The sequence below is a fragment of the uncultured Desulfovibrio sp. genome (assembly GCF_910584445.1).
Classification (GTDB): domain Bacteria; phylum Desulfobacterota; class Desulfovibrionia; order Desulfovibrionales; family Desulfovibrionaceae; genus Desulfovibrio.
Genome location: NZ_CAJUBO010000002.1, coordinates 196,136 through 219,685 on the forward strand (window position 1 = coordinate 196,136; position 23,550 = coordinate 219,685).

Consider the following 23,550-nt stretch of genomic DNA (forward strand, 5'->3'; position numbering starts at 1 on the left):
CCTACGCGTCCGCGGACGCGAATTGCGTGGCTTCAAGCCGGTCAAGACGGAGCAGGGCGTCCTCGTCCAGCATGCTGACGGCGAGGGTATATGGCGTCAGCTGTTCGAGGCGCAGGTCAAAGGTCTTGAGGAATTCCTCCATGAAAAGGTCGATCATGCCGCTCTGTGTGGACGCGAGCCAGACCTCGTTTTTTTCCAGAGACCAGATGACGTTGAACTCACCGGGAACAGGAAGAAAACGCTGCCGCAGACGAAGCAGGACCTGCTCCTTGAGTTCCTTTTTCCGCTCGCGGGAAATGAAGGTCTTGTTTTTCGCGCGCATTTCTTCCTTTTCCCGCTGCAGCGCCAGGGCAACATGCTTTCGGACCACGCCAGCGGGGATCTTGCGATTGTCGACCCGGAGGGAAAAAACAAGATAATCGCCTTTTTGCGGCGGCGCGGCAGCCCATTCGGCATCAAGGAAATCCTCAAAACAGACCCAGCCCTGGGCATGCATTTCCGGCAGGTCGTCAATATCAACAAAGGCATGCTTGCGCAGCCGTTCGGGAACTTCGCGGATGATTTCATCCGTTACCGTGTCCAGGATGCGGAAGCGGGTGAAACTGGTGCTGGCGTTGGCAAAACCCATGGATGCTCCTTTTGCGGCGTGCGACCGTGGACCTGTTGTACGTCAGAGCCTCACGAACAGCAAGGGCGCCGTCGGCGCGCGGGCCGATGCCTGTTTCGATCATTGCCTGGCGGCCATTCGAGTGAGAGAAGTTGTGCGGAGGGGGGACTCTCTCTCTCAAATCTGGACTCCCGATTGTCCCATTTGTCCCATAATGATAATTATGTAAACTAATGATCCCGCAAAATTGAACCGCAGGCTCGCCTTGACGCGCGGCCGCGCTTCGCGCAGCATACAAACGGACATTGAATCATGTGAGAGATCGCTTCATGAACGAGCGCAAAAAAACGACGAATGCCGCTGACCGGGCCGCATCCGCCACCTCATCGCGTGCTTCGACGCGGCACTCTGGCTCCCCGCAGCCACAGGCTGGTGGCGGAGCTGCGGGAGATGCCCCTTCGCACGGAGCCGAGGCCGAGGACATGCGCCTGAACAAGGCGGTGGCTGCTTCCGGCTTTTGCGCGCGGCGCAAGGCCGATGAGCTTATCTTTGCCGGACGCGTGGCCGTGGATGGCAAAAGCGAAACCAATCCCGCACGCCGCGTCAGTGCCGGAGCGGTCATCAGCGTTGACGGCAAACCCTTGTGCCGGAAACAGAAATTTGCGTATCTGCTCCTGCACAAGCCCGTGCGGACGGTCTGTACGCTCAGCGACCCGCAAGGGCGCCCCACCGTCATGGACTGCCTGCCGGAGTCCCTGCGCGGCATGGGACTTTTCCCCGTGGGACGGCTCGATTACTTTTCCGAAGGAGTGCTGCTGCTCACCAATGACGGTGAACTGGCGAACCTGCTCACCCATCCGCGCCATCATGTGGACAAGGTGTATGAAGTGCTGGTGCGCGGCCCGGTGACGGACCATCAGCTGGAAGTCATGCGCGGCGGCATGCGCCTTTCCGACGGCACTCCCCTCCTCCCGGTCGAGGCGCGGCGTATCGAAGAAAAAGCGGGGCGCGACACCCTCCTGCGCCTCACCCTGCGGCAGGGCGTCAATCGCCAGATCCGGCGCATGTGCGCTGACCTTGGCCTGACCATCCTGCGCCTGCGTCGCGTGGCTCAGGGCGGCCTTCGGCTTGGCGCCCTCCGGGCCGGAGAGACGCGCTTTCTGGCGCCGGAGGAAGTGCAGGCCCTCAGAAGCGGCGCGGGGCTGACTGAAGCGCCGTAACCGCAGTCCCCCTTTTCCACGCGGGCGCCTTATGTTTCAGACAACGCCTTTTCCGCCTGCTTGTACGCTGTCAGTTGCGATTGCAGCTCCTCGATTTCCTTGGAAATGCGCGTACTCATGGCGTTTTTTTCCGTTTCCGGCATGCCGGAGGCCATGACCGACTCCAGTTGGGCGGAGAGGTCCCTGATTTTCCGTTCGAGTTCGGATGCCTTTTTGCTCACCTTTTCCGCCTCGGTGGTCTGAGTGTCTTCTTCCGGCGCTGCAAGGGAAGCATTTTCCGGGGCGTCCCTGTTTTCCGCAAAGATGCCATTGCCGCGATAGGCGGCGAACTGTTTCCTGAACCGGGCAGCGGCTCCGGATTCCTGCCCGGTCGCCGATCCAATGGACTCTTCCTCAAGGGCGTGCAGGGTTTCCCGCACGGCATGGCCGGCCTGAGGCTGTGTTTTCCGGGAGGCAACGGCCGAAGGGAATCGCTCCGTCAGGGAGGCAGCATCACCGCCGCGTTCGGTATAGGCGACCCGGGCCTCTTCGGAAATGGATACCGTATCACAGGAGGTGCGGGTACCGTGAGCCGATAGCCTGCAGGCGCCGTGGGACGGGGAAATTTCAAAAATGTTGCCTATGGCGGCATATCCGTTTTCGATCTGCATGGCATCCTCCGGAACGGCAGGAAGAATTTTCCAGCGCCATGCTGTGTTGCAAATACTATTCCTTAGCAGAGCGGTAATGAGCGTCCAGACCGCGTTCTGGACGCGAAATGATGGCAGCGAAAAGTGCTTGAAAAGGGATATTTTCCATCGAAAAACGCTCTACAGGCAAAATCCTTCCCTGAGAACAGGGGAAGGAAAACAATGGACCCGTCTGACCGGATGCCAGACGGGTCCAGGGAAGATGCGGGATATGTTTCGCAACGTTCGTACCGCAGCCGTTACGGCGCGGGCTGTCGCAGCCTGCCGTGTTTTTGACGCGCAGGTGTCTGCCGCATGGGGGAGCTATGCTCCCGTGTCTCCTTCCTTGAGCAGTTTTTCCAGAAAGTCGATGGCGTCCTTTTGCAGGGCGCACAGGTAGTCCTGCCCCTTGAAGCTTTCCGTATAGACCTTGCAGATGGCTTCCGTTCCGGAAGGCCGCACGGCAAACCAGCCGTCCGCGCTGCTTACCTTGACGCCGCCGATGGGCGCGTCATTGCCGGGAGCGCGCGTGATGACGCTCGTCACAGGCGAGCCGCCCAGAGTCTTCAGCGTCACCTGATCGGGCGTGAGCGCCTTGAGCAGAGCGCGCGTCCTGTCATCGGCCGGGGCGTCCAGGCGTTGATAGACCGGGTCGCCCAAGCTCTTCGTCAGGTCTTTATAGATGTCGCTCGGCGACTTGCCGTCTCTCGCCATGATTTCCGCCGCCAGCAGGCACATGAGCGGGCCGTCCTTGTCCGTGCTCCACGGGGCGCCGTCAAAGCAGAGGAAGGAGGCTCCGGCGCTCTCCTCGCAGCCCATGCCGCAACGGCCATTGAACAGATAGGGCACAAACCATTTGAAGCCCACCGGCACCTCCACCACAGGGCGTCCAAGCTGACCGCCCACGCGGTCGAGCATGGCGCTGGTGACCACGGTCTTGCCGATGCCGCGGTCCGCCGGCCAGTCGGCGCGGGTGCGGAAGAGATGCCACGCGGCCACCGTGAGGAAGTGGTTGGGGTTCATCAATTCCTGCCGGGTGACGATGCCGTGCCGGTCGGAATCCGGGTCGCAGGCAAAGGCCAGGTCGAAATCGTTCCGCATTTCCAGCAGGCGGTTCATGGCATAGGGGGAGGAGCAGTCCATGCGGATCTGTCCGTCCTTGTCACAGGGCACGAAACGGAAGGTGGGGTCCACCTCCCGGTTCACCACGGTGAGGTCCAGGCCATAGGTCTCGGCAATAGGCTCCCACAGGGGCAGGCTCGCGCCGCCCAGCGGGTCCACGCCCAGCTTGAGTCCTGAAGCCGCGATGGCTTTCATGTCGAGCACCCTGGGAAGGTCTTCCACATAGGCGCGGGTAAAATCGAATTCCTCCACCAGCGGCGATTTTCTGGCCTCGCGCAAATGGACGAGCCTGACAGCGCGGTTGCCCGCCTCAAGATACTCGTTGGCGCATTTTTCTATCCAGGCAGTGACGTCGGTTTCCGCCGGGCCGCCATGGGGCGGATTGTATTTGAAGCCGCCGTCACGGGGCGGATTGTGCGAAGGCGTGATGATGATGCCGTCCGCCAGGCCGCGCTCCCGCCCGGCATTCCAGCGCAGAATGGCGTGCGAAACGGCAGGAGTGGCCGTATAGGCGCCATCCCTGGAGATGCGGACATGGACGCCGTTGGCGACCAGCACCTCAAGAGCCGAGCGGAAGGCCGCTTCCGAAAGCGCATGGGTATCCCCGCCAAGAAACAGGGGACCATCAATGCCCTTGGCCGCGCGATAATCGCAGACGGCCTGCGTGATGGCGTAGATGTGCTCCTCATTGAAGGTATGGAGCAGCGAGGAGCCGCGATGCCCCGAGGTGCCGAAAGAGACACGTTGTCCCGGGACCTTGGGGTTGGGAAATTCCGTGTAGTAGGCGCTCATCAATGCGGGGATGCGTTCGAGCTTTTCGGGCGCGGGCAGATGACCGGCATCGCAATGCACAACAGGCATAGGCTACCTCCAGCGTGGATGATGCGAAACTCTACGATGGAACGCCCACGGCCGCAAGGGGCAGCGGGGCACGGACCACCGCAAAGGGCCGCCCATGAGGCGGCCCTTTGCGGGAGTATCCTGTCCGTACGCCTGGTCAGGCTATTTTCCGAGCGGCACCGCGCGGAAATACACCTCGCCGCGTCGCTGGATCTGGAGCATGACCGCCCCGCGCTTCACGCCGACTTCCTTGACGATCTTCGAAAGATCGGCCGCGCTGTTGACCGGCATCTGGTTGGCCTTGAGGATGATGTCGCCCGGCTGAAGGTCCGCTTCGGCGGCCGCCTTGTCGGGTTCCACGCTGACGATGAGCAGGCCTTCGTCCCTGGCGATTTTCAGTTCGTTGCGCTCGGCCTTCTTGAGCGGGCGCACGGAGAGTCCGAGCAGGCTCTCATCCTGCTGCTTCTGCGGGGCGCCCTCCTTGCCCATGGCCTGCGAACTCTTGCGTTCGCCAAGGGTCACGGTGATGTCCTGCGTCTTGCCGTCGCGCCAGACCGTGAGCACGGCGGAGCTTCCCGGGGCCTTGTCGGCAATGGCGCGCAGCAGGGCCGCGGAATCCTCGATATCCTTCTTGTCCACGGCAAGGATGACGTCGCCATCCTTGATGCCCGCCCTGGCGGCCGGCTCGTTCTCCATCACGCTGCCCACCAGCGCGCCGGCGGCATCCTTCAGGCCAAGGGCCTTGGCGGAGTTGTCGTCCACATCCTGGATGGTCACCCCGATCCAGCCACGGCTGACTTTTTTGCCGTTCTTGATCTGGTCGATGATCTTGGCGGCCATATTGCTGGGGATGGCGAAACCGATGCCCTGCCCGCTGGCGATGATGGCCGTGTTGATGCCCACGACCTGGCCTTCCATGTTCAGCAGCGGGCCGCCGCTGTTGCCGGGATTGATGGAAGCATCCGTCTGCAGGAAGTTGTCGAACGGTCCGGAGCGGATATTGCGCCCCTTGGCCGAAAGGATGCCCGCCGTCACCGTATGGTCAAGCCCGAAGGGGTTGCCGATGGCGAGGAGCCATTCGCCGACCTTGAGGGTGTCAGAATTGCCGAAGGTGAGGAACGGCAGGGGATTCTTGGTCTCGACCTTGAGCAGCGCAAGATCGGTCTCCTCGTCCGAGCCGATGAGCGTGGCCTTGAAGTTCCGGCTCTTGCCGTCGCGTTCATCAAGGGTGACGTGGATGACGTCCGCCTCGGCCACCACATGATTGTTGGTCACGATGTAGCCGTCAGCCGACACGAGAAACCCGGAACCGAGCGACTTCTGCTTGCGCTGGGGACGCTTGTTCCCCGGCGCCTTGCGGCCCCGGTTGTCTCCGAACTGCTCGAAGAACTTTTCAAACCCTGGGGGCATGTTGCGAAACATTTCGCCAAAAAACTCTTCAGCGCCGTTGGCCGCTGCCTTCCGCTCGGTACCGATATTGACCACCGCCGGGCCGCACTTGGCCGCCAGTTCGCTGAAGTCGGGAAGATTTGCCGCAGAACCTGTCTGGGCCGCGCCAAGAAAAGCCACGGCCAGCAGGGCGACAAGGCATTTTTTCATGCTCATGAACGCTCCTTGGAAGATTTTTGCATCGCTTTTTGCAAAGCTTGTGCCATAATCCCCATCGAAGGGGCGCCACTGACGGCATGCTGCTTCCAGGAACCGCCGGCGCCCTTGGCGCCCGCGCCGTCCGCCGCTGCCGCCTGAGGCTCGACGCCTTCAGGCGCCAGGCTGATGCGGCGCGCGCCGCTGTCAATATTTTGGACCACAAGGGTCACACTGTCACCCTTGTCCAATTTGGCGAGTTCGGATTTCTTGCTGCTCTTGATCACGCCGGCCGGCAAAAGGCCGGTGATGCCCGGCGCAAGACAGACAAAAAGGCCGTACTGGCTGCGGCTCTCCACCGTGCCGGTGACCGTGGCGCCAACGGGGAAACGCTGTTCGGCATCCTGCCACGGGTCGCCCTCGGCATCGCGCAGGCTCAGGGCGATACGGCGCGTCCCGGGGTTCACGTCCTTGATCTTGACGGAGACCTCATCGCCGACAGAAAGCACTTCCTCCGGCTTGTTCACGCGTTTGGCCCAGGACATCTCGGAAATATGGATCAGGCCCTCCACTCCGGGCAGCAGCTCCACAAATGCGCCAAAGGGAGCGAGGCGACGCACCTTGCCCTGCACGATGCTCCCGGTTTCGAGCCTGGCCGGGGCATCGAGCCAGGGATCGCCCTCGGCCTGCTTGCGGGAGAGCGAGATACGCGTCTGTCCCTTTTCATTGGTACTGATGCCCAGCACCTTGGCGCGGACCGGATCGCCAACGGAAACCGCCTCATCCGCGGCGCCCACGCGCGACCAGGAGAGTTCCGAGAGATGGATCATGCCTTCAACCGCCGGGGCCAGCTCCACAAAGGCGCCGAAAGGCGCAAGCCGTGTGACGCGCCCTTCCACCATGTCGCCTTCCTTCAGACTTTCAAGGAGCTTGTCCAGATTCTCGCGCCGTTCCCGGTCAAGAAGCGCCCGGCGCGAGACCACGATATTGCGGCCCCGGTTTTCCACCCTGGTGACGAGGAACTGGAGTGTACGGCCCACCGGCGTGTCCGCATCCCCAAAGGTCGCTTCCATCTGGCTGCCGGGACAGAAGGCCGTTTTGCCAAGGACCTCCACAAGGTAGCCGCCCTTGCAGGTGCCGCTGACGCGGCCTTCCACCGGAACCCCGGAATCCCTCGCCTCTTCCAGCGCGGCCACGCCGCTGCCGCTCATGGAACGGGACAGGACGATCCCCTGCGGAGTGGCCGCCACGACCCAGGCCTCCACGGTGTCACCGGGGCCGGCGATCTCCTTTCCGTCGGCATCAAGAAGATCCTTGCGGTCCATGATGCCGTCTTCCTTGAGACCCACGTCGATGAAAACGTTCTCGCCCGTGATGGCGATGACGGTGCCGCTGATTTTCTGCCCCGGCTGCGCGTGTCCGGACGAGGCTTCGTCATGCGCCGCCAGAAGCGCGGCAAAATCTTCGGGACCGTCTTCCGCCGCGGAGGTGTTCCGCTGTTCCTCTGTTGTCATATGGTACGCTCCTTGAAACTCGAAATGGCAGTGTGAAGACGCCAAGAATACCGCATCTTGCAGGGAAAAACAATGGAGGCGGCGCATGCGCGCCGCGGCCCTGCGGGGCGAAGCGGGAAGAAACCTGCGGGGGAATACGGCAGGTTGCGAAAATTTTGGCCTTTGGGGAGCAATGTGGGGCTGTTAACCTATTGTAAAGTAACACTTAATTTAAAAATTCGTAACAGAAGATTTAAAAATTAATTTTTCAAAATTATATGAATTTCATTTTTTACTCTTTCCATATTACTGTCTGTTAAAATCGGGATTAAGCTTTTAATTTCTTTTATACTTTTATCCCACCATCTTAACTCTAACATTAATTTTATCAGTTCATCATCAAATCTTTTTCTTATAACTTTAGCAGGATTCCCCGCAACGATTGTATACGGCTCAACATTTTTTGAAATAACACTGTTTAATCCTATTATTACTCCGTCTCCAATATGAACTCCCGGCAGAATGGTTACATTTTGTCCGATCCAAACATCATTCCCTACGATAGTATCACCTTTTAATGGCATTTTTGATAATGGCGGTATCTCTTGTTCCCATCCTTTAAAAATGTAAAACGGATAGGTAGAAACACTATTCATCTGATGATTTGCACCATTCATTATAAAATTAACCCCTGCAGCAATTTGACAGAACTTGCCTATAATTAATTTATCACCATTAAAGTCATAATGATGAGTCACATGTGCCTCAAAATCAACATCTGCGAAATATGTATAATCTCCGACTATAATGTTAGGATTCTTAATTGTTGGTTTTACATAAATCATATTCTCAAGATTTTGTATAGGATTTATTATATTTGGATTTGGAATATTATCATTTTGCATAAAGTTATAGCTCCTTTGAGATTATATTAGCATAAAAGATTTAGTTTTATTCTTCTATTTAAGTAAATGTTTAATATTTTCAAATTATATGTTATTTTGTAGCGATTTCCAAACTTATTATTGTCATTAGTATCTTGCGGAAAAGCTTCTTAACTTGGTTTATCATCAGCGAACAACTTACACCATACCATAGGTGCATAAGATCCTTCTTCAGAATATATGACTGTCATGGGAGGACCACCAGACTTGAGATAAACAATATTGCCGGTTTTAAATTTAAACATGACATTCTCCTTCCTGTTTGCGAGTTTTTATTTTCACCCCTTGCATATCCTGCAGGCCCGGAAACCGGCCTTCTGTGCCTCACCCGCTGATTTGAATACCATCGTGCAGTTCTTGCAGTTGAAATAACGGCATCCGGCGTTGTGGTAGATACGGGACTGGACATTGCCCCGGAACATTCCTGCCGCATCGGCAGCGGCCAAAGGAATGAGGAGCAGCGAAACAATAAGACATCCCGCCCCCAGAATTTTTTGCCAGCTACCTTTCCGCATCACCATCCCTATCCCTGAAGTTGCAGAATCCGCACCGTGGGCTTGCCGTTCTCAAAATTCGTGGTGCCCCAGGCGCCATTGCCGATCTTGTGGTGGGGCGGATACCACATGATGAACACATTCTGAAAGCCATTCCCGCCATTTTCCTCAAAGACCTTGCGCCCCAGTGTCGCCAGCATGGCTTCATCCACCGGGGCTTGCAGCACGCAGTCGATGGAGAGTTTCATGCCGGGCACCTTGCTCACCACCGTGGCCTTGTCGGCTGGAAGATTTCCTGTCGCCTGCACCGTCTGCACGCCCAATAAGACCGTGGTGCATACGAACATCACAAGAAGCGCAACAATGCACAACTGAGATTTTTTCAGCACGGATACACGCCAAAGCTCAAAAATTTCTGCTTGCCCTCAAATCTGTAGGCAAGTCGCCACAATTTGCTGCCGGTGGCCGTCACATGCAGGCACAGGCCGCCGCCGTCAGAAAGTTTTTGCACCTTGCCGTTGGCCTTGGCATTCCGCACAGCGGCATCAGAAAGTTTCATGTTGCTATCCTCCAAAACTGTCCAGAAGTGTGCAGCGAAAACCAGAAAAATCCACCTCCATCCAGTTGAATTCAAAGAAGATTTGTAGCCTGCTGGTATTTCGCCGTGCCGAAATGGCGTCGTGGTATTGGTACCTGCGAATCTACCAACGATTTTTGAGGATGTCCACGTGGGTACTTGGATTTTGGTGGACAAAAAGAGAAGGCCGAAACCACGTTTTTCTTAGTGATTTCGGCCTGCTATGGACTATTTTGGACTTCTTGTTGGTGCGAAGGGGAGACCCAATCGCAAGGTTTATCACGCTGAAATCAAAAATAAACTATGTGGATGAGTTTGTAAATACCGTTCTAAATACCGTCAACAGTTTTTTGTGGATAGCATGGTGGACTTATTGAAGAAATTTCTTTGGGTTTGCGGTCTGCAAATTGGAAGTCAATACTAATAAATTCAAATAGTTATTGAGTCCAAAATTGACGCTGGGAAGATGTGTTATCAGTTCAATTCCTCTACCAAGAACCTAAATAAAAAATTTTCTCCAAATATCCCCATTGTTATCTAATAATTAATTCTCGAATCGCTAATCGGTCTGACATACAAAAAGGTATCCACGATTCAAAATTAGACCCTAACAGAAGCGCCTCCGTAACTAAATCAATGGGGAAAGCAAACGAAAATAAGAAAAATGTTTTACTATATAATTATTGTATATTCAGAAGGATGGGCCATGAAATTTACTTAGGACGACTCCAAGGCCGTGCGAGACAAAAAGAAGCACAGGGTAGCTTTTAAGACACGAAAAAGTTTTTTGAGGATTGCGAAGCGCTGAGGATTTTTGATCGTGCCCATATAAATTAATAGAGAGCGGCTTAGCGCAGCCATATAGATAAAAACGTCAAGATCGAACCGACTGACGCACAAACAGCGGCAACGCCATTTAACCATGCTGAAAGAGAAAAACATTTTTTATCATCATTAATACTCCAGACTAAGCTGAGAATTTTTTCCCATAAGCTTAAGTTTGTGAAAATGGGACCACCGATAGCACCGGAAATAGTTATCTGTACTCTTGCAGCCCGGAACCAATAGAAGGCTGAAAAAAGAAAGGCTACGCATGCGGACCTTTCCAGATAATTCAAGTAGTCCATTTTATAACCTTTTTATCATCTTGTATTAAGTGTTAGTTAAGGAAAGACATGTTTCCAGACGCATTGTCATATATAAAAATTAGAAAGTGAATATTGTGATGAGCTATATTTTAATTTCATGTTGAATGATTGATTGCTTGTAAAATCCTACATAAATTTTCCTCAAGTATTTGCAATGAATGCATTTTATGCGGTAAATCAAATATAATTCTTGATTGATCGGGTACACGTAAAAGTGAAAATTGACTTTGATGGCTTATTATATACTTGAGATAATCATATAGGCACTTCGCTAGAGAAAACTCATTATTCGTATCTATGCGTATAAAATTAGGAATGAATTCTGGAATATAATAAACAAATGATGTTATATCAAAGCTAGATAGGGTAATAGTTGAGCTATCTGGTATATCTGCTTTTATATTTTTTAAAAGACGAATACATTTCCCTATCTTATCATTATAAATTAAATTTTTTCTACTCACTAAGCCGATATGCTTAAAAGGATAGTTTTGTATGAGCTTGGATTCCTGCTCTTTCAATATGGTAACCCCTTTCTCTTCATCAATTCCAGTACGTTGATATTCTATTGTATGGTACCAGCAAGCAGGAACAATATCTACATTAACAGGTAAACAATTTGACACCTTAATAGATTTATCATTGCGCCTAAAAGAATACTTCCTTTTTATAAATAGATCTGTAACTCTATTTTTTATATTTAGTATTATTTCATTAATACTGACTCCAATACGTGTATACCTAGATTTATATATTTCTTCAGGAACATAAAGTTTTTCAGAATGGATGAATAATATGTCTAAATCACTTGAACTCCTGATATGAATATTTAAAGGTACAGATCCTTGAAAATAAAATACTAATGGTAACCCAATTGAACAAATAATATCACTGGAAAAAATTTCTCCTTGTTTACACAAAAAAATTGTACTCGATGCTGGGATTGGTTGCATTGCACTCAAAATATATCTAAGTCCATCATTTGAGATGGAACTTGTAATACTTTCATATAGTGGATCATATTTAACACCAAAATTTTCAACAGATGGAGTCCCATCAATAGGCATTCTTCTATCATGCAGCGCTTCCAAAGACTCCTGCAAATTTATCAAGTTGTTCTTAGTTATACTCTTATCCATTTCATTGTCCCATAGGATAAGCGATCTTTCGGATTTGTAAAATATTCCCCAGCGCCAAAGGTCAAACTTTCAGAAAAAGTAATTCTACATATGCCCTCATGACCTCGCATATCTACAAATGCCCCTGGAATTGTTACATTTTTGTAGGCATAAAGTAATTGACAAGATTTGTTATCAATTACCTCTATTTGTGCCATAAAGCTTTCTGAATTAGATTTGTCAGTCGATAAAGAGATAAGAATACTATTCCATTTTTGGATTATTGTAACACTACCTTCCCATGAATATTGACGTTCTATGCCCCTACATCCAGTTCTTTGTGATTCAGATGGAGACTTTTTATAAGTATTTCCTTCACATTTCCATCTGCCAGATATATTGGGAACATTCCATATTTTATTTAGAAATCGTATTTTCCACATATAATTATTATATATCATAAATAATAATCCAAATACACAGCTAAATGTAATGGGCACTAGTATATATCCTTCAACCAGTGATGTCATATCTATAAACATTCCTATAATAAATTTTAAAAAAATATAAATAAAATTTGATAAAATACAAACAAACATCACAGTTTTTGTTCTGCTTATTCCTCTTATCGTATATCCATGAGGAGTTGCCATATACATCTCCTGAAATTAATAATCATTACTCAAATAAAATTTCCTATTCACAAAAAATTATTTCACCCGCCATCAACTCGGCCTGTTTCATCACCGTTTCAGTTGCCAAAGCCTGCATGTCCGGTGGATAACCGTATTTCCGCAGAGTACGCCTGATGATGACCCGCAAATGTGCCTGTACGTCTTCCTTGATGTTCCAGTCAAGCGAAGTATTGGCACGAACCTTTTCCGTCAGCACCACGGCAAGCTCGCGCAATTTGTCCTTGCCCATGAGTTCGCGGGCGGAGTCATTGTCGGCCACGGCCATATAAAAGGCATACTCGTATTCAGTCAGCCCCAGCTCTCCGGCTTCCTTGTCGGATTCGCGCACCTGTTTGCCGATATTGATGATTTCGTCAATGACCTCGGCAGCGGTGATGATCCTGTTGTGGTAGCGCTTGAGCGCCCCGTCCAACAATTCCAGGAGCTTCTTGCTTTGCAACAGGTTCTTGCGCGAACGCGCCCGCAATTCGTCATTGAGGAGCTTCTTGAGCACCTCCAGCGCGATGTTCCTGTGCGGCATGTTCTTCATTTCCAGCAGGAACTCGTCGGAAAGGATGGAAATATCGGGCTTCTTGATACCCGCCGCGTCAAAGACATCAATCACCTGGTCGGACACCAGCGCCTTGTCGATGACCTGCTTGATGGCGCTTTCCATCTCCGCGCTGCTTCGGGCACTGTCGCCCCCGCCGTCAAACTTGGCGAGCCGCGCCTTCACATCCTGAAAAAAGGATACCTCCCTGGCATGGGCCAAGGCCTGTGGGTGGGGCACCGCCAGGGCATAGGCTGCGGCAAGGGCCGTCACCGCGTCCATGAACCGCTTTTTCCCGTTCTCCAGCCCGAGGATGAACTCCTCGGTCTCAAGAATGATTGCCAGCTTGCGGGCCGTCTCGGCCGTGAAATATTCCTGATACGGAAAATCATGCAGCAGCGCCGCCGTGACCTCCAGCTTCTCCAGCATGATGTCCACCGCCTGCTCCTGCGTCTGGGCCGGATCCCCCTGGCCCCCGGCCTCACCATAAAAGGCGAGCGCCCTTTTCAGGTCAGCGGCAATGCCCAGGTAGTCCACCACGAGGCCGCCGGGCTTGTCCCCAAAGACTCGGTTGACGCGCGCAATGGCCTGCATGAGCGTATGCCCCTTCATGGGCTTGTCCAGGTACATGGTGTGCAGGCAGGGCACATCAAAGCCGGTGAGCCACATGTCGCAAACGATGACCAGACGCAGCGGGTCGGCCGGGTCTTTCATCCGCGCGGCCAGCTTCTGGCGTTCTCCCTTGGTGGTGTGAAACTTCGCCAGCTCCGGCCCTTCGGCGGAACTGGCCGTCATCACCACCTTGATTGCGCCCTTTTTCAGGTCGTCATTGTGCCATTCGGGCCGCAGGGCGATGATATGCCCGTAGAGGGCTGCGGCGATGGGCCGCGACATGCACACCACCAGCCCCTTGCCGGAGATGACGGCCTGCCGCGCCTCGAAATGCTCCACAATGTCCCGCGCTATGGTGGTCAGGCGTTTTTCGCTGCCGATGAGCGCCTCCAGACGCGCGCGCCTGCTCCGGGCCTTGTCCGCCTGCTCCGCGTCATCCGCCTCCAATTCCTCGTCCAGCTCGCGGACGAGCCGCCTGCCCTCCTCCGGCAGCTCTATCTTCGCCATGCGGCTTTCGTAATAAATGGGCACCGTGGCCTTGTCCTCCACGGCGCGGGCAATGTCGTAAATGTCGATATAGTCGCCAAAGACCGCGCGGGTATTGGCATCTTTCTTTTCAATGGGCGTGCCGGTAAAGCCGAGATAGGTCGCATTGGGCAGCGCGTCGCGCAGATATTTGGCAAGGCCATAGACGGTTTTCTTGCCGATGACCTTTCCCTCGCTGTCGCGCACATTGGCCTCACGGGCCTTGAAGCCGTATTGGGTGCGGTGCGCCTCGTCCGTGATGACCACGATATTGCGCCGGTCGGACAGCAACTCATGCGTATTTCCGTCTTCAGGCAGGAATTTCTGCATGGTGGAAAACACGATGCCGCCGGAGGCCACCTTGAGCAGCGTCTTGAGGTCTTCCCGGCTTTCCGCCTGTTTCGGCTCCTGCCCCAGAAGCTGGGCGGAAGCGGCGAAGGTGTCGAAAAGCTGGTCGTCAAGGTCGTTCCTGTCCGTCAGCACGACTATGGTGGGGTTACTCAAGCTATCCACAATCTTTCCGGAAAAGAACACCATGGAAAGCGACTTGCCGCTCCCCTGCGTGTGCCAGACAACCCCGCCCTTGCCGCGCCCCGCGTCGTTGCGCCGCGCCGCCTCCAGCGTTGAGGCCACGGCCTTGTTCACCGCATAGTACTGATGGTACGCGGCGATTTTTTTCACGGTCTCCACGCTGACCAGCCCCTGCGCATCCTCCGTTTTCATCTTTTCAAACACCGTGAAAAAGCGGATGAGATCCAGCAGGGTCGCCTTGTTCAACATGCCGTTGATGAGCACCTCAAGCTGGCTTTTCAGGCGCGGCGCTTCTCTGGAGCCGTCCTCGCTTTTCCACGCGGAAAAGCGCGAATACCCGGCGGAAAGGGAACCCGCCCTGGCCTCCAGCCCGTCCGAAATGACCAGCAGCCCGTTGCAGGCCAGGAGCGAGGGGATGACCTGCTTGTAGGTCTGCAATTGCTGATAGGCGCTCCACAGTTCAGTCCAGGGATACGCGCACTTCTCCGCTCATGAGCTTGGGGAGAAGGGCGTCGCGGAGCTTTTCCAATGTGCGGATTTGCACACAATTAGAGATAATTTTATCATTAAGTGGCGCACTTTTCTTTTCATAACCAGCTACTGCGTTCTTATCTGGAACAGTAATAGCAAGATCATCAAAGTCCTTTTTACTTATAGAACCAAAAACTGTACCCTCATCATTATATATTAAAATATCTCTAAGTAAATGCCGCAGCTTGAAATAGGTATATGAATAAAATGATGGATTTTTCTTATATCTAAATGCAGACAGTCCTCGCCCGATGCAACATTTTTCTTGAGCCATATTTTGGGCACCGACTGGCGCTCTGACACTGATTAAGGTGTCAAATGGTTGGGCAAAGCGTGTTGGGGCCGTCGTATAAACCCTTTTTGATGGAAAACGGAAACCGAAATCCGCATTTCCTTGGAACATGGGCACGCCAAGCCCAACCTCATTGAAGGAATCACCGCTTGGTGATTGTCCCATTGTAAATTCAAATTCATCAGGTATGCAACCTGTCTTCCACTCCTCCTTTGCGTTCTCCACAAACCACTGCTTGAACAACACCTCGGCCATAGCCTCCAGCGTGGCATTTTGACGGTGGAGCAGGTCGATTTTGTCGTCAAGACTGCTGAGGACGGCGGCAATGGCGCGTTGCTCAGGCAATGACGGTATAGGAAATTTCATATTTTCAAACGTTCCAAGATTTATATTATCTTGAACTGAACCTTCACCTAAATATTGTAATTCTCTTTTATAATGCATTAATGTGTAATAAATAAAATTTAAATCAGCTTTATCTTGATTAGGAATAAAGCCTAATACACTATCTGGAAAGCACGCATCAAAATCTAAAATGCCGATTTCAGCAATATTTGCTGCTATTGTTATACATAATGTTCCTTTTGTCCATATTTTACTTTGCTTCAAACCTTCTTCTGAGTAAGTTTGAGTATAACAATTAATATACTTTTTTGCCTCACGGATTTCTCTAGTCTGTATAAAAGGGTATGGTCCACCGTATAGATGAAAAGCATATCGAGGTCTATGACGTGAACGGCCTCTTGCGAGTTCGCCAATTTCCTGCAGGGTGCATTCATGCCATCTCATATTTTCACCTTTCCTAAGCTCTCCAGAATGGCCGCGTTCAGCTTTTTCTCCTCATCTAGCTGAGCTGCAAAGTCTTTTTGCAGGCTGGCGAAGCGCTCCGCAAAATCAAAGTCATCCTCCTCATCAGGCAGACCCACATAGCGGCCCGGCGTGAGCACATAGTCCTTTGCCGCCACTTCGGAGAGCGACACCGAGGCGCAGAAACCCTTCACGTCTTCATACGCGCCGTCCACATTACGCCAGTTGTGATAGGTGTCGCTGATGGTTTTGATGTCTTCCTGCGTTAAAACGCGGGTGCGGCGGTTGATGAGCGTGCCCATGGTGCGGGCGTCAATAAACAGGATTTCGCCACTGCGATTGCGGAATCTGTGATTTGTGCGATCACGGGCCAGAAACCACAGCGCCGCAGGAATCTGGGTATTCAGGAAGAGCTTGGCGGGTAGGTTGACGATGCAGTCGATGAGGTTGCCTTCCTCTATCATCCGGCGGCGAATCTCGCCCTCGCCGTTGGTCTTGCTGGTCAGCGCGCCCTTGGCGAGCACGATCCCGGCCTGCCCCGCCGGGGCGAGGTGGAAGGCGAAATGCTGGAGCCACGCAAAATTGGCGCTCCCCGCCGGGGGCGCGCCATATTGCCAGCGGGCGTCCTTGCGGAGCTGGTCTCCGCTCCAGTCGCTGTCATTGAAAGGCGGATTGGCGAGGATGTAGTCGGCCCGCACATCCTTGAGCGCGTCCTTGAGGAACGAGCCTTCGTTGTTCCACTTGACCTGCGAACTCTCGATGCCGCGAATGGCAAGGTTCATCTTGGCAAGTCGCCATGTGGTCTGGTTGCTCTCCTGCCCGTAGATGCTGATGTCCCGGATGCGGCCCCGATGCTCGCGCACAAACTTCTCGCTCTGCACAAACATGCCGCCGCTGCCGCAGCAGGGGTCCATGACGCGGCCCTTGAACGGCTCCAGCATGGCGACCAGCAGTTCAACGATGGAGCGCGGCGTATAGAACTGGCCGCCCTTCTTGCCTTCGGCCAGGGCGAACTCGCCAAGGAAATACTCAAAAACATGGCCCAGCACGTCAGCGCTGCGCGCCTTGGCGTCCCCCAGGGCGATGCCGGAAACCAGGTCGATGAGCGCGCCAAGCGTGGCCGGGTCCAGATTGTCGCGGGCGTACACCTTGGGCAAAACGCCCTTGAGCGCGGGGTTGTCCTTCTCAAGGGCGTCCATGGCGGCGTCAACAAGGACGCCGATGTCCGGCTTCCTGGCATTGTCGCGCAGCCAGTTCCAGCGGGCGGCCCGGGGCACGAAAAAGACATTCTTGGCCTTGTATTCGTCCCTGTCCTCCGGGTCGGCCCCTTCAAATTCCCCTTTCCCTTCCAGAAGCTGCGCCCGCAGGCTCTCAAAGGAATCCGAAATATATTTGAGGAATATGAGGCCGAGCACCACATGCTTGTAGTCAGCGGCGTCCAGATTTTTGCGCAGCTTGTCCGCCGCGCTCCAGAGCTGCTTTTCCAGCGGCTCCTGCGGCGTTTCCTTCTTGGGGCGTGCCATGCTTTGTCCTTGATAAATGGTGTTTTCATCTTGGATTATAGGGGCCTGGAAGTGGCATGGCAAGAGCGGATGTCCGCAAATGGGATAGCGGACATCCCCTTGGGCCTATAGTTCATCCAGCGGCGTATCCGGGCTGATGGTAAAACCGCCTCCTGTGCCCTGCGACTGTTGGTTATTATCATCCTGTCGTCTGGCAATCCCTTCAATCTTGGCGGCGGTGGGCGAGGGCGTGTCTCTCTTTTGGGTTTTCCGGCCTTCCCGCTGGCGTCTGGCTTCGGTCAGGTATTTGGTCAGGGTTTGGTGCTTCACCTCAATCCCCTTCTCGTGCAGCTTTTCGACGATTTCCTGTGTGTCGAAGCCGCGCTTCTTCATCCGCTCCAGCGTCAAGGCAAGGGAAAAAATGGCCTGCTTCACGGTCATGGCGCGGTTTCCGTCCAGCGTGACGGCGGCGGGCTTGAGCCTGGCGAACTCCTGTCGGATTTCCTTCAGTTGGCTGGCGGTGATGCTCATGGTGGTTTCTCCTGTGATTGACGGGGGAATGTCCCCCGATTTGTCTTTTGCCTTTGGCGGTCAAGCGGCACGCTTGCCCACGGGTTTTCGCCAGAAAACCATAGTGGGCTATGACTCACAGTTGAGTCGAGATTCCCGGCGGACGGTCAGCGCATCCTTGAGTGACGGCGTTGAGGTACGGCTTCCGGCTCTTGCCGGATATGCCGTTCACGCTCGACCTGCTGGCGGGCTTCCGCTTCCTGTCGCTCGCGCGCCTGCTGTTCTTCTTCCTCCCGCTGCCGCTGCTCCTCCTTTTCCTGAAGGAATGCGGCGTGGAGCGGCATGATTTCCGGCTGGAGGGTGAACGCGCGGTATTCCTCCAGTTCATCCTGAAAGCCCCGCTCCTGTTGCATCAGGCTGCGCATGTTGTGGGCATTGACTTCCTGCTCCTGTGCATACTGCGCCTTGAGCAGGGAATATTGTCTTGAAAGCTCTTGCAGCCGCTTTTCAAGCGTTTTGTTTTCGGCCTGCAATTTGTCTCTGGCGGCAGCGATCATGCTTTTTTCAGCAAGGGATTTTTGTTGATGTTCCATGATCGTCTGTGCCTGTTTCAGCACGGATTTGTAATTGAGCAAGGACGCCTGCGGGAGTTCCGGCATATCCGATAAAATGGCTTCCGCCTCGCGGGCCTGCTGTTCCATGGATTGCAGGCGTTCCTGCAAGACTTCCTCCTGCTTCCGCCTTTCAGCCATTTCTCCGATAAGTTGCAAGGCTTCATGCGCTACGGCATCAGCCTCGCTCCGCAAACCGGCGAGAGCTTCCTGTTGCTGCTTGAACTCTCGCGTATCGAGATGCTTTTTCGCTGCCCCCGGCTTCTGCTCGACGCCACGCTGAATCTCAAAGCCCCGGCTTTGCAGGTAGCTCGGCAACTCGGTTTGCAGCTTTTTCAGACTGGCGCGGGTATAAATACTGTTGGCGCTGAGCCGTCCATCCGGCGTTACCGGCACGTGAAGGAAGTGCATGTGCGGCGTCTTTTCATCCATATGCACCATTGCGGAGATGACGTTTTCCTTGCCGACAAAATCCGTGAGATAGGCCGCGGCTTCCTCGAAAAACCGCCTGGTTTCCTCCTTGCCCATGCGGGTAAAGAACGATTTGTCCGAACTGACAATCAGACCGCACATATGCACGGCATCCTTGCGGACAGCCTTGACCATGAGCAGATCGTCAATGCGATTCTGGATGGCCTGCGCGTAGTTGTCGGAGGTTGATTCATGAAGGTCGTAGTTTCCCGCACTTCGGCTGTAATCAATATCAGGGTTGGAATGGCTCTCGCGTTCGCGCCTATTGTGCGACTGGATGCCGCGAACGGCATCCTTTTTGAACTTGCTCATGTGCAGGACGAGTGTGGACATAATGAAACTTCCTTATCCTGTAGGAAACAGGTGTCCCGCTGTACCGACGCTTAAGCAGCGGTACAGCGGGACACCTGAAAATAGGCTCAATCAAGACCTTCCAGTTTTCTTTTCAGTCTGTGGACAGCCGATTTCGATTTGCCCATTTCCTCGGCGCAGTCACGGATGCTGTAGCCCTCGCCAAGCAACCTTTTCAGCTCCTCCAGCTCCACATCCTCAATTTCCCGAACCTGCCAGTGCAGGGCGTTGCCTTCGGTAATCAGGTTGGCCTCGAAAGGTTTGGCGTCATCGCCGAGAATGCCCCTGGCTTTGGTCAGATGAACCTCAAACCTCGCGCCTTCGGCCATTGCGTATTCCCTGGGCCTGCGAAGGCTGATGACCGTATCCATGATGTCCTCCTTCGCACTGGTGCCGCGCTGGTCGCCGGACTTTCCGGCATGGTGAATCAGGAGAACGGTGATGCCCCTGCGGCGCAGATCCAGAAGCCACGCCTGCATGGCCTGCCAGGACTGCGATTCGTTTTCCTTGCCCGTGCGGCAGAGTGTTGCGATATTGTCCAGCACAACCATGTCCACGCCTTTCAGAAGAGGCTCAATCATGGCCTGCCCGTTGGGCGTGGACAAATCCGGCATGGCGCACGGCTGCAAGTCCGGCGTGATGAGCGAAAGGTTTTTCAGCGCCTGCGGCGGGATGGACATACCCCCCACAAGGGATGACAAACGGCTCTGCATGGACGTGGCGGGCATTTCACCGTCCACATAGAGTGTCTTTTTGGGCATGGGCGCGCGCCAGTTGAACACCGCGCCGCCGGAGGCGACGGCCACGGCCACGCTCAGGGCGGCAAAGGTTTTGCCCACGCCTCGCGGAGCATAGAGGATGCCTATCCCTTGAACCGGCAAAATGGGCGATAGAAGATAGCCCCGGTCAGGTATCTGCATGGACAGGAACTCGCTCATGTCCAGGGCAACAAGACCGTGCTGTTTGGTCAGGGCTGTTTCCAGTTGAGAACGGACGGCTTCAAGGCCCTCAATCTGGTGGAGGTCATTGAAATCTGTGCCATTGCCGCTGGTAAAGTGGGGAAGCACAAGTTGAGCGTTTGCGAGTCGGGCCGCTTCTCCGCCTCTCTTGCGTCCGATTTCGTCATTGTCGCCGCAAATGATGATTGCCTTGTCTGTGAATAGGTCTCTTGCCGATTTGGCGACCACGGGCATATTATTGGCGGAGAAAGTCACATGAACCGTCCAGCCAGAAGCAAGATGTATGCTTGCGCCAGTGGCAAAGCCCTCGCAGATGGCAATGGGCTTTTCCGGCTGCCCCTGAATGATGAACCTGCCGTCTGAAACCTTGCCACCAACGAGGAAACGCTTGGTTCCATCAGGATAGATGCGTTGCAGGCTTTGCAGATTGTTTGCAGCATCCAGAACCGGGATAAGCAGAGTACCGTCCCGCGATTGCCGTATGCCTTCCAAAGCTGGAATGCCCTTGCGCCACAAGTAGGGATGGCTGGCGTCGCACACTCTTGCCGCATTCCATTCCTGTCTTGCCTGCTGGGCCGCTTCCGCATGGCGTCTGGTACATTCTTCTTCCCTCTGTCGCCGGATGGAGTGCTGGCGTTCCCGCCATGCGGACATTTCCGCAAATGAAAGTGTCTGCTTTTCTTCGGCGCAGAACGTGCCCTGGTCATCAGTTTCCCAGTTGCACCACCAGAGAGTGGCCGGTTTGTCCAGATGGGCGATATACGCGCCATTCCGCGCGCGGGGCTTGCCTTCTGTGGGGCAGCGGTGAAGATTGCCGTCAGCAAGGATTTCTTCTGGAACAAGGCCATGCTGACCAAGCACGTCATGGAAAGTGTGGAGAAGATCATTCATGGCCTTCTCCTTCCTTACCGGCGTTTTCAATGAAAGCTCTGATGTCTTCGGCTCGCCAAACAGTCGTACGCGGGCCAAGTTTCAATGGCTTCGGATAGCGGCCTGTGGAGCAGCCTTTCCACCATGCGCTCTTGCTTATGGGGAAAAATTCCAGAATCTGGGGAAGCCTGAGAAAACCTGTGGCGGGTATTTGAGTTGCCATAGCATTACCTCCGTATCGTAATGGTCTTTACGGAGTGCTATAGCATATTTATTCAATTAATCCACATTGTTGATGAAGTACGATACCGTGCGATGCGGTTCGATGCAGTCCGATACAGTTCGATAGAGGTGCATGGAAAAGTGAAATTTTCAGAAAAAATTTTTGTGGCAAGCAATTTTGGGGCGCAGATAAAAACGGCAAGGCGTCACAACCGATCTGCCGCAACGCCCTGCCATAAATTTGAAAATTTTGCTTACTAAATTATTCCAGTGAATTGGATGTATCCTGACTTCGCAATTCGTCCAGATAATCAGCCCACCTCTGAAGCAATTCACGTCGTTTATCCAAATATGACGCATGGTTGTACGCATCCCGAACGGCATTCTGCTCTTTGTGGGCAAGCTGGGCCTCAATGATGTCGCCGTCAAAGCCCCATTCCAGTTTCTTTTCATTCAGGATGGTGGAGAACATGGCGCGGAAACCGTGGATGGTCATTTCTTCCTTGCTGAAACCCATTCGGCGGATACCGTTCAAAAGTGCCATGTCGGAAATGCATTGCGAGGCTGAATGCCGTCCCGGAAAGCAGAGTTCGCCCGTACCTGTGAGCAGATGCAGTTCGCGGAAAAGTTTGACTGCCTGAGTGGGCAATGGCACGGCATGGGCAATGCGCATTTTCATGCCGCCGCCATCCTTGGCATTTTCTCTTCTGGCTGCAGGCACAATCCAGAGCGCCTTGTCCAGATCAATCTCTGACCACCTGCCGCCGCGAAGCTCGGCGCTCCGCAAGGCCAGATAGGGCAGTATCTTGAGCGCATAACCGACAACGGCTCCGCCCTGATATTCGTCTATGCAGCGCAGGAGATGGCCGACAGCGGCGGGATCGGTCATGGTGGCGTAATGCCTTGTCTGGATTGGCTTGAGGACTTCCTTGAGGCCGTCAGCCGGGTTGAAGACGATATAGCCGCAGGTGCGGGCAAAACGGCATATCTGCCCGGCGGTTTCAGCCAGCTTGTGCGCCGTTACCGAATGCCCCGCGGCTTCCACCGGCCTGATTGCGCCCAGAATATCGGTTGGCACCAGCTTGCTGATGGGCTTTTCGCCAATCCGCTCATTGAGCAGGGAAATGAGCCATTGCTTTTTCTTGATATTGGCCGCCGCATAGGAATCCTGCTTGGTGGCGAACCATTCCTGAGCGACAACGGCGAAGGTCAGCGCCTGTTCACGCGCCGCCGCTTCGGCTTCTTCCTTGGCGGCCTTTTTCTGAGCGCCGGGATCAATGTCGTTGGCAAGCAGTTCCTTGGCCTTGTCGCGCTTGCGGCGGGCATCCTTCAGGGAGACGGCGGGATACGCGCCAAAGCTGAGCGTCTTTCTTTTTCCGGCATAGCGGTAATCCATCCGCCACAATTTTCCACCGGAAGCGGAGAGGTAGAGGTACAAGCCTTCAGAGTCGGCCAGTTTTGCCGGAGTACCGTCGGACTTCAAATTCCTGATCATGCTGTCGGTCAGTGGCATGGCTAAAATCCTTTGCTGGCAAGGGGTTGCAGGGTGACGGTATTTTTCGTGCCTCGTTTCCTCCATGTCGGCTCATACCGCTGTAAATACCGTCATTTTTGTTGGTTCTCCCCATTTTTCACGACACCTTGCTGGACATAGCATTGCCCAAAAAGCCAAGTCCCGCAAGGCTTTTTGAACCTTGCGGGACTTGATTGGATTCTT

At 53.8% G+C, this 23,550-nt stretch carries 20 protein-coding genes; 1 reads left to right on the forward strand and 19 read right to left on the reverse strand.

What is annotated here, in order from left to right:
* Window position 1: 1 nt before the first annotated feature.
* On the reverse strand, window positions 2-628 hold the full coding sequence (gene rdgC / locus QZ294_RS01900; RefSeq protein ID WP_297045891.1) for a recombination-associated protein RdgC: 627 nt from the start codon (window positions 626-628) through the stop codon (window positions 2-4).
* A gap of 461 nt (window positions 629-1,089) precedes the next feature.
* Between rdgC and QZ294_RS01905 the strand changes: the two genes are divergently transcribed.
* Entirely contained in the window at window positions 1,090-1,827 is a 738-nt protein-coding gene (locus tag QZ294_RS01905; RefSeq protein WP_297045894.1) for a pseudouridine synthase, read from the forward strand.
* Between the two features lie 29 nt (window positions 1,828-1,856).
* Here QZ294_RS01905 and QZ294_RS01910 read toward each other — a convergent pair whose 3' ends face one another.
* The 18 genes from QZ294_RS01910 to QZ294_RS01995 all read right to left on the reverse strand — a co-directional run bounded on the left by QZ294_RS01910 (window position 1,857) and on the right by QZ294_RS01995 (window position 23,346).
* Window positions 1,857-2,477: a hypothetical protein gene (locus tag QZ294_RS01910; RefSeq protein ID WP_297045897.1), complete on the reverse strand. Its 621-nt coding sequence runs from the start codon at window positions 2,475-2,477 to the stop codon at window positions 1,857-1,859.
* 342 nt (window positions 2,478-2,819) lie between these two features.
* Window positions 2,820-4,478: a phosphoglucomutase gene (locus QZ294_RS01915; protein ID WP_297045900.1), complete on the reverse strand. Its 1,659-nt coding sequence runs from the start codon at window positions 4,476-4,478 to the stop codon at window positions 2,820-2,822.
* A gap of 141 nt (window positions 4,479-4,619) precedes the next feature.
* Window positions 4,620-6,062 (reverse strand): DegQ family serine endoprotease, encoded by a 1,443-nt coding sequence (locus QZ294_RS01920; protein WP_297045903.1) that lies wholly within the window; start codon window positions 6,060-6,062, stop codon window positions 4,620-4,622.
* Complete coding sequence (locus QZ294_RS01925) at window positions 6,059-7,555, reverse strand: 30S ribosomal protein S1 (protein ID WP_297045906.1); 1,497 nt, start codon at window positions 7,553-7,555, stop codon at window positions 6,059-6,061. Before QZ294_RS01925 ends, QZ294_RS01920 begins: the two co-directional genes overlap by 4 nt.
* A 239-nt stretch (window positions 7,556-7,794) precedes the next feature.
* Window positions 7,795-8,439 (reverse strand): CatB-related O-acetyltransferase, encoded by a 645-nt coding sequence (locus QZ294_RS01930; protein ID WP_297045909.1) that lies wholly within the window; start codon window positions 8,437-8,439, stop codon window positions 7,795-7,797.
* Window positions 8,440-8,588: 149 nt separating this feature from the next.
* Window positions 8,589-8,723 carry a DUF2158 domain-containing protein gene (locus QZ294_RS10985; protein ID WP_366140544.1) on the reverse strand — a complete coding sequence of 45 codons (135 nt, stop codon included), beginning with the start codon at window positions 8,721-8,723 and terminating at the stop codon, window positions 8,589-8,591.
* Between the two features lie 278 nt (window positions 8,724-9,001).
* Window positions 9,002-9,361, reverse strand: coding sequence for a hypothetical protein (locus QZ294_RS01940; protein WP_297045913.1), 360 nt, complete (start codon window positions 9,359-9,361; stop codon window positions 9,002-9,004).
* The gene (locus QZ294_RS01945; RefSeq protein ID WP_297045915.1) at window positions 9,355-9,531 is read right to left on the reverse strand and encodes an Arm DNA-binding domain-containing protein; all 177 of its coding nucleotides are present in this window, start codon (window positions 9,529-9,531) and stop codon (window positions 9,355-9,357) included. The genes QZ294_RS01940 and QZ294_RS01945 overlap by 7 nt, the downstream gene beginning before the upstream one ends.
* Before the next feature lie 1,261 nt (window positions 9,532-10,792).
* Window positions 10,793-11,836: a hypothetical protein gene (locus QZ294_RS01950; RefSeq protein ID WP_297045918.1), complete on the reverse strand. Its 1,044-nt coding sequence runs from the start codon at window positions 11,834-11,836 to the stop codon at window positions 10,793-10,795.
* Window positions 11,821-12,468 (reverse strand): hypothetical protein, encoded by a 648-nt coding sequence (locus tag QZ294_RS01955; protein WP_297045922.1) that lies wholly within the window; start codon window positions 12,466-12,468, stop codon window positions 11,821-11,823. Before QZ294_RS01955 ends, QZ294_RS01950 begins: the two co-directional genes overlap by 16 nt.
* Window positions 12,469-12,511: 43 nt before the next feature.
* Window positions 12,512-15,166, reverse strand: a complete 2,655-nt coding sequence (locus tag QZ294_RS01960) for a type I restriction endonuclease subunit R (protein ID WP_297045968.1) — start codon at window positions 15,164-15,166, stop codon at window positions 12,512-12,514.
* 1 nt (window position 15,167) lies between these two features.
* Window positions 15,168-16,319 (reverse strand): restriction endonuclease subunit S, encoded by a 1,152-nt coding sequence (locus QZ294_RS01965; protein WP_297045925.1) that lies wholly within the window; start codon window positions 16,317-16,319, stop codon window positions 15,168-15,170.
* Entirely contained in the window at window positions 16,316-17,860 is a 1,545-nt protein-coding gene (locus QZ294_RS01970; RefSeq protein WP_297045928.1) for a class I SAM-dependent DNA methyltransferase, read from the reverse strand. Before QZ294_RS01970 ends, QZ294_RS01965 begins: the two co-directional genes overlap by 4 nt.
* Window positions 17,861-17,965: 105 nt before the next feature.
* Window positions 17,966-18,370: a protein MobC gene (locus QZ294_RS01975; RefSeq protein ID WP_297045931.1), complete on the reverse strand. Its 405-nt coding sequence runs from the start codon at window positions 18,368-18,370 to the stop codon at window positions 17,966-17,968.
* A gap of 146 nt (window positions 18,371-18,516) precedes the next feature.
* Window positions 18,517-19,764, reverse strand: a complete 1,248-nt coding sequence (gene mobV, locus QZ294_RS01980; protein ID WP_297045933.1) for a MobV family relaxase — start codon at window positions 19,762-19,764, stop codon at window positions 18,517-18,519.
* Between the two features lie 86 nt (window positions 19,765-19,850).
* Window positions 19,851-21,632 (reverse strand): AAA family ATPase, encoded by a 1,782-nt coding sequence (locus QZ294_RS01985; protein WP_297045936.1) that lies wholly within the window; start codon window positions 21,630-21,632, stop codon window positions 19,851-19,853.
* Entirely contained in the window at window positions 21,625-21,834 is a 210-nt protein-coding gene (locus tag QZ294_RS01990) for an AlpA family transcriptional regulator (RefSeq protein WP_297045939.1), read from the reverse strand. The genes QZ294_RS01985 and QZ294_RS01990 overlap by 8 nt, the downstream gene beginning before the upstream one ends.
* A gap of 261 nt (window positions 21,835-22,095) precedes the next feature.
* Window positions 22,096-23,346, reverse strand: coding sequence for an integrase arm-type DNA-binding domain-containing protein (locus tag QZ294_RS01995; protein ID WP_297045941.1), 1,251 nt, complete (start codon window positions 23,344-23,346; stop codon window positions 22,096-22,098).
* Between the last annotated feature and the right edge of the window lie 204 nt (window positions 23,347-23,550).